The following is a 5,635-nucleotide window of genomic DNA, read 5'->3' on the forward strand; positions in this document are numbered from 1 at the left end:
AGACGCAAAATGGATTGGTAGCCTGCCACATCCACCTCAAACCGGGTGTTCTGACGCAAGTGATCCTTCATGGCCTCCAGCGCATCAGGGTCTCCATGAATCAAGTTGATCGGCGTTTCGGTAACGACAAACGTCAGGCACTCACCCAACCGATCTCATTGTACCCGGCGTCGAAAGACCCAAAGGGAGAAAATAAACAGCGTGACACCGATTACCAGCAAGGCGAGAGCCTCATCCCAGAGAACCGCCAGGCCGGCGCCTTTGAGGAAAATACCGACGATGATATCCATGTAATAACGCAGTGGACTCAGCAGGGAGAGGCTTTGCAGGAAAGGCGGCATGGTTTCTACCGGTGTCAAACTGCCCGACAGGAACATCAGCGGGAAAAGTCCGAAAAAGGAGAGCAGCAACGCCTGCTGAAGGGTCCGGCTGTAGGCGGCAATCAGTACGCCCAGCGCAATCGCACTGAGCAAAAAGATGGCGGTCAGCACCAGAAATAAAAGCAGACTGCCCTGAAGGGGCACATCAAAGACTCTAACAATCACCAAACTCGGAAAGATGGACAGTACGCCCATGATCAGCGTGGGTGTGACCTTGGCCAGGAACAGTTCCAGGGTGGAAATGGGCGTCACCAGCAGCTGCTCGATAGTGCCTCGCTCCTTTTCCCGGACAATAGAGGCGGCCGGGTGAATAACGCCCACCATCATACCGGCCAGAGCAATCATCGATAACACGATAAAACCCGATGTTGTCAGATCGGGGTTATACCAGATACGGATCAGGGGTACCGCGACCCCCTTCTTCCCGGCAGCAGGGAGCGCTTCGCGCTCCTGGCGCTGGACGATCTGCAGAGCATCATTGACGGCATTGGCGGCAATGTTGGAATTGGTGCCGTCCTGGAGCAACTGGAGCTGAGCACTCTTGCCAGCGAGAAGAGCACCTTCGAACCCGGCGGGAACGACCAACACCATGGTGGCATCACCTTTCTCCAGGAGGTCAGTGGCGGTTGCCACACGGGTTTCCTGAAATTTCAGGTCGAAGGTTTCGCTCACCGCAAATTTCTGGATCAACGAGCGACTCAAGGCGCTGCGATCCTCGTCCACCACCGCCAGGGGCAGGTGGCTTACATCAAAACTGAGCGCAACGGCACAGATGACGACTTCAATGGTGTAAAGCCAAAGTATCAGGGTCAGTATCAACCGGTCACGAAAGAACTGCACGAGCTCCTTGCGCAACAAACCAAATAAGGCAATTCCCATCAGGCCACCTTCTGCTTCATTCGCCAGGCCGCGAAGACAAATACCAGGACCGTATAGACGATCAACATCATCAGATTTGGCAGAACGGCTTCAAGGCCGGCTGATTTCAGTACGATGCCCCGGGAGATTTCCATAAAATAACCGGCAGGGAAAAGCCAGCTATACAGTTGCAGGGCAAGAGGCATGGTGAACAGAGGGAACAGAAAACCGGAAAACAAAAACGACGGCATCAAGGTGACAATCAGCGTTATCAACATGGCCGCCAACTGGGTACGGACCAGGGATGAGACCAACAGGCCGATACCCACCGTGGTCAGCACATAAACGAAAGCGGACGTCAGCAGCAGTATCGGGCTGCCGGCAATGGGGACCTGAAACCAGGCAAACCCCACCACCATGACCATAAGAATCTCCAGGAAAGCCACCAGACCGTAGGGCACCAGCTTGCCGACAACAAACTCGGTTGAGGTGACCGGCGATGCATAGATCTGCTCAATCGTACCGGTCTCTTTCTCACGCACGATCGCCAGGGCGGTCAGCAGGGGTGGGAACGCCATCAGGATCACGGCAAATAACCCGGGGATGACGAAATTGACGCTGCGCAGGGAGGGATTGAACCAGACCCTGGCCTGGACCCGGACGGCGCTCTGACGCGGGGCGGGGAAATTTGCGATTACCGCCTCGGCATAGGCCGATGCCAATCGACCCAGAACAGGATAGCCGCCGTCCACGATCACCTGGACAGGCGCCTCGTCGCCTCTGAGCAGTTGCCGGGCCAAGCCGGCTGGAATCACCACGCCCATGCTGATGGTCGAGCTTTGCAGTGCCGACTCCAGATCGCGGAGATCGGTCGTTTTCTGCTCTAATTGAAAATACCGCGAGCTGTCGAAACGGGCTGACAGGTCGCGGCTTGCCGGCGTGTTGTCCAGATCGTAAATGCCCACGGCAACCTGTTCCACATCCAGATTGACCGCATAGCCGAACAGAAAAAGCATGATCAGCGGCATGATCACGGCCAACGCAATGGTAACCGGGTCGCGAATCAGCTCGCGACTTTCCTTGACGATGAGGGCTCCAAGCCGATGAGCCTTCATGGTCCCAACGCCCGGGAATTGGCCGTTCCCGCCTGTTCTATGGCCGCCGTGAAGAGCATCTCCACCGTGGCGTCGGCTTCGAGGCCGAGCGAATGATTCAGCGATGATCGGCTACCGTGTGCAAGCAGCCGCCCGTCCTGCATTAACGCCAAACGATCACAATAGGCCGCTTCCTCCAGGTAGTGGGTAGTGACCAGCACGGTCATACCGCTGGCGGCCAGCTCACGGATAACCCGCCAGAAACGGTACCGGGCGACGGGATCGACACCCGAGGTGGGCTCATCAAGGAACAAGACCCGGGGCCGGTGAAGCAGGCTGCAGGCCAGCGCCAGACGCTGGCGCAAGGCACTTGAAAGATCACCGGTGAGCTTGTCGGGAATATCTGTCAGCCCCGTTACTTCCCTGGCCCAGTCGATCGCAGCCCGCGCCGCGCCTCCGGCCAGGCCGTAGGCATTGGCAAAGAAGCGGAGATTCTCCCAGGGGGTCAGTTCCAGATAGAGTGAAAACCGTTGTGACATATAACCAATTTGCCGGCGCAATGCGGTGCTACCCCCGCCGGAGCTCACCCCGGCCACCCGGGCGTTGCCCTCATCGATGGCCACCAGCCCGCACAAGGCCCTGATCAGGGTTGTCTTGCCCGCCCCGTTGGGCCCCAGCAACGCAAGCAGTTCGCCAGATGGCGCCTCGAAACTCACCCGGTCAACGGCCTTGAAATGTCCGAAGCGGACGCTCAGGCCGGTGGCCACCAGCCCTTCCTCTTTTCCCCTGTCTTGCCGGGCCAATTCCGGAAACTGCTGCTCGCCGGCCCTCCTGTCCGTCCGCAGCACAAACAGATCCTCGAGCCGGGGCTCGGCCGCCGCCAGGTGGGTTCCCTCGGGCAATAACTCGGCGAGCTGGTTTTCAGCGATGTCCGCGTTCATCACCAGTCGCAGGTGATCCGGCAACCACTGCACTGAATGGACGCTGTCAATTTGAGCCAGGATGCCGGACAACTCCCGCAAGCCTCGTCCGGTATCTCCAGCATTTACAGTGAACACCCTTCCGGCGGCGGGCCTCAGCAGCTCTTCCAGCGACCCATCCGCAAGAACGCGGCCCTGTTCCAGCAGCAGTATCCTGTCGCAGCGCTCCGCCTCGTCCATGTAGGAGGTAGCCACAACCATGGTCAGGCCCTGCGACCGGAAGCGGTCGAGCATGGTCCAGAGATGGCGCCGGGACAGGGGGTCGACGCCGAGCCCCGGTTCGTCAAGGATCAGCAGCTCCGGTTCATGGACCAGATTGGTACATAGCGACAACTTTTTCTGCATGCCACCGGACAGTTTGGCGGCGGGCCTGTCAGTAAAGCGGCCAAGCCCCGACATGGATAGCAACCTTTCTGAACGCTCCCGATAGAGTTCGTCGGGCACATCCCGGATGCGAGCGGCAAAGCTCAGGTTTTCCTTGACGCTGAGTCGATCGTAAAGCGTAAATCCCTGGGACATATAGCCAATCCGGGCAGCAACCTGCTTGGCCTCACGACGGGTATCGAAGCCCAGGACCCGGCATTCCCCCACAGTGGGGTCCAGGATGCCAGCCAACATCTGTAACAGCGTCGTCTTGCCAGCGCCATCAGCACCGACAATGCCCACTCGTTGGCCGCGATCAACGGAAACATCCAGTGGCTCGATGACAACATTGTCTCCGAATTGGCGGCCAAGGCCTTTGGCGACGATGGGTTCCGGGGAAGACATGACGGCTCAGCGCGCCGGAACCGAGAGGGTCGCTGGCCACTCGGCGTCCGGATCCCAGCGAATCCAGGCATCTGCCGGCATACCCGGTTTCAGAGCATCGGCCGGATTATCCAGCACCAGGGTAACGCCATAGACCATCCGAACTCTCTCGTCGGGCATGTGGACATCGCGGGGGGTGAACTGGGCGAAATCGTCAATCCTGCCGACTTTGGCGGAAAAGTCCCCGGGCAAACCGTCCACGCGGATTCTGGCGGGATCCCCCAAGCTGATCCGGTTGAGGATATCACCGGGGACATAGACCTTGAGTTCGAGCTGCTGCAGATTCACCATCGTGGCCAGCGGCTGGCCGGTATCGACAACCTCTCCCGTCTCCACCGCCCGGATCAGGATGGTTCCGGAGAGCGGCGCGGCAACCTCCGCTTTGTCCAGTTGCGATTCAGCCAGTGCCACCTGCGCCGCCCTTGCAGCCACCTGTTCTTCGGCGGCATCCTTCTGCCGCTGGAGAGACTCAAGTCGGCCCCGGGCCTCACTGACGGCATTTTCCGCCTGATCCAGATCACTCGAGCTGGCCAGATTGCGGGACCGCAAGTCCCGGATCCGCTGCCGTTGTTTCTCGGCATTCTTGAGATGATGACGCCAGGTGGTGATTTGGCTGTCGAAGCCGTCACGGACTTCCCGCGCCGAGGCCAGCTCGGCCTGTGCCGAGCGCAGGCGGTCTCTGGCATCGGCGGGGTCGATCACGGCTACCGTGTCGCCAGCCGAAACCTTGCTGCCTTCCGCGAGATGGTGCTCGATGACCCGACCGGCCACTTCGGCCGCGATCCACACTTCCCGCCCCTCGATATGGCCATTGCCATAGACGATTCCCTGCGGCAAGGGCTCTTCCCCAAACAGAACAAAAACCCCATAAGAACCGCCGGCGAGCACCAACACCGCTATCAGAGACCAGAGCCAGGATTGGGATTTCACCAAACACTCCTTATGACATTACTGTTCAGGTTGGAGCCGGGATCAGGGCCACTGCCTCTCACTCCAGCCAATGAGATCACCCACTCTAGCACTCGGCAGCCGCCGCGAGCAAGGTCGTTGCCGGATCTTAAGCGGCTCATTCAGGTCGCCCTCGAAGATGGCCGTCAGGGCATCGTCAAAGACGCAAAATGGATTGGTAGCCTGCCACCTCCACCTCAAACCGGGTGTTCTGACGCAAGTGATCCCTCAGCGCCTCCAGCGCCTCCGGATCACCGTGGATCAGGTTGATCGGCGTTTCGGGGGCCAGGTCACTCTGAGCAAGCCACTGTTCAATCTCTGCGAAATCCCCGTGCCCGGAAAGCCCACTCAACACCTCCAGCCGGGCCTTGACCGGAATCCAGTCGCCGTGGATCTTGATCCTTTCCGCTCCATCAACCATTTTGGCGCCTCGTGTCCCCCCTGCCTGTAACGGTAAAAGAACCAGGACACCAGAACGATAACGATCAGTGTGATGCCCCAGGCCCCAGCGTGATTGAACGATTCATTCATAGCATGATTGACCTGTATGTGGGGCGGCTAGCTGAAT

5 protein-coding genes are annotated in these 5,635 nt (G+C 59.2%); all 5 read right to left on the reverse strand.

The window, feature by feature from the left end:
• Positions 1-155: 155 nt before the first annotated feature.
• The 5 genes from QPL95_RS18210 to QPL95_RS18230 all read right to left on the reverse strand — a co-directional run bounded on the left by QPL95_RS18210 (position 156) and on the right by QPL95_RS18230 (position 5,488).
• Positions 156-1,259 carry an ABC transporter permease gene (locus QPL95_RS18210; RefSeq protein ID WP_199451728.1) on the reverse strand — a complete coding sequence of 368 codons (1,104 nt, stop codon included), beginning with the start codon at positions 1,257-1,259 and terminating at the stop codon, positions 156-158.
• The gene (locus QPL95_RS18215; protein ID WP_008172528.1) at positions 1,259-2,353 is read right to left on the reverse strand and encodes an ABC transporter permease; all 1,095 of its coding nucleotides are present in this window, start codon (positions 2,351-2,353) and stop codon (positions 1,259-1,261) included. The genes QPL95_RS18210 and QPL95_RS18215 overlap by 1 nt, the downstream gene beginning before the upstream one ends.
• Positions 2,350-4,080: an ATP-binding cassette domain-containing protein gene (locus QPL95_RS18220; RefSeq protein ID WP_303292340.1), complete on the reverse strand. Its 1,731-nt coding sequence runs from the start codon at positions 4,078-4,080 to the stop codon at positions 2,350-2,352. The genes QPL95_RS18215 and QPL95_RS18220 overlap by 4 nt, the downstream gene beginning before the upstream one ends.
• Before the next feature lie 6 nt (positions 4,081-4,086).
• Positions 4,087-5,049, reverse strand: a complete 963-nt coding sequence (locus tag QPL95_RS18225; RefSeq protein WP_162893663.1) for an HlyD family secretion protein — start codon at positions 5,047-5,049, stop codon at positions 4,087-4,089.
• A gap of 175 nt (positions 5,050-5,224) precedes the next feature.
• The gene (locus QPL95_RS18230) at positions 5,225-5,488 is read right to left on the reverse strand and encodes an MBL fold metallo-hydrolase RNA specificity domain-containing protein (RefSeq protein WP_303292341.1); all 264 of its coding nucleotides are present in this window, start codon (positions 5,486-5,488) and stop codon (positions 5,225-5,227) included.
• Positions 5,489-5,635 lie beyond the last annotated feature (147 nt).

It is taken from the genome of Marinobacter sp. SS5-14b (genome assembly GCF_030541005.1).
Classification (GTDB): domain Bacteria; phylum Pseudomonadota; class Gammaproteobacteria; order Pseudomonadales; family Oleiphilaceae; genus Marinobacter.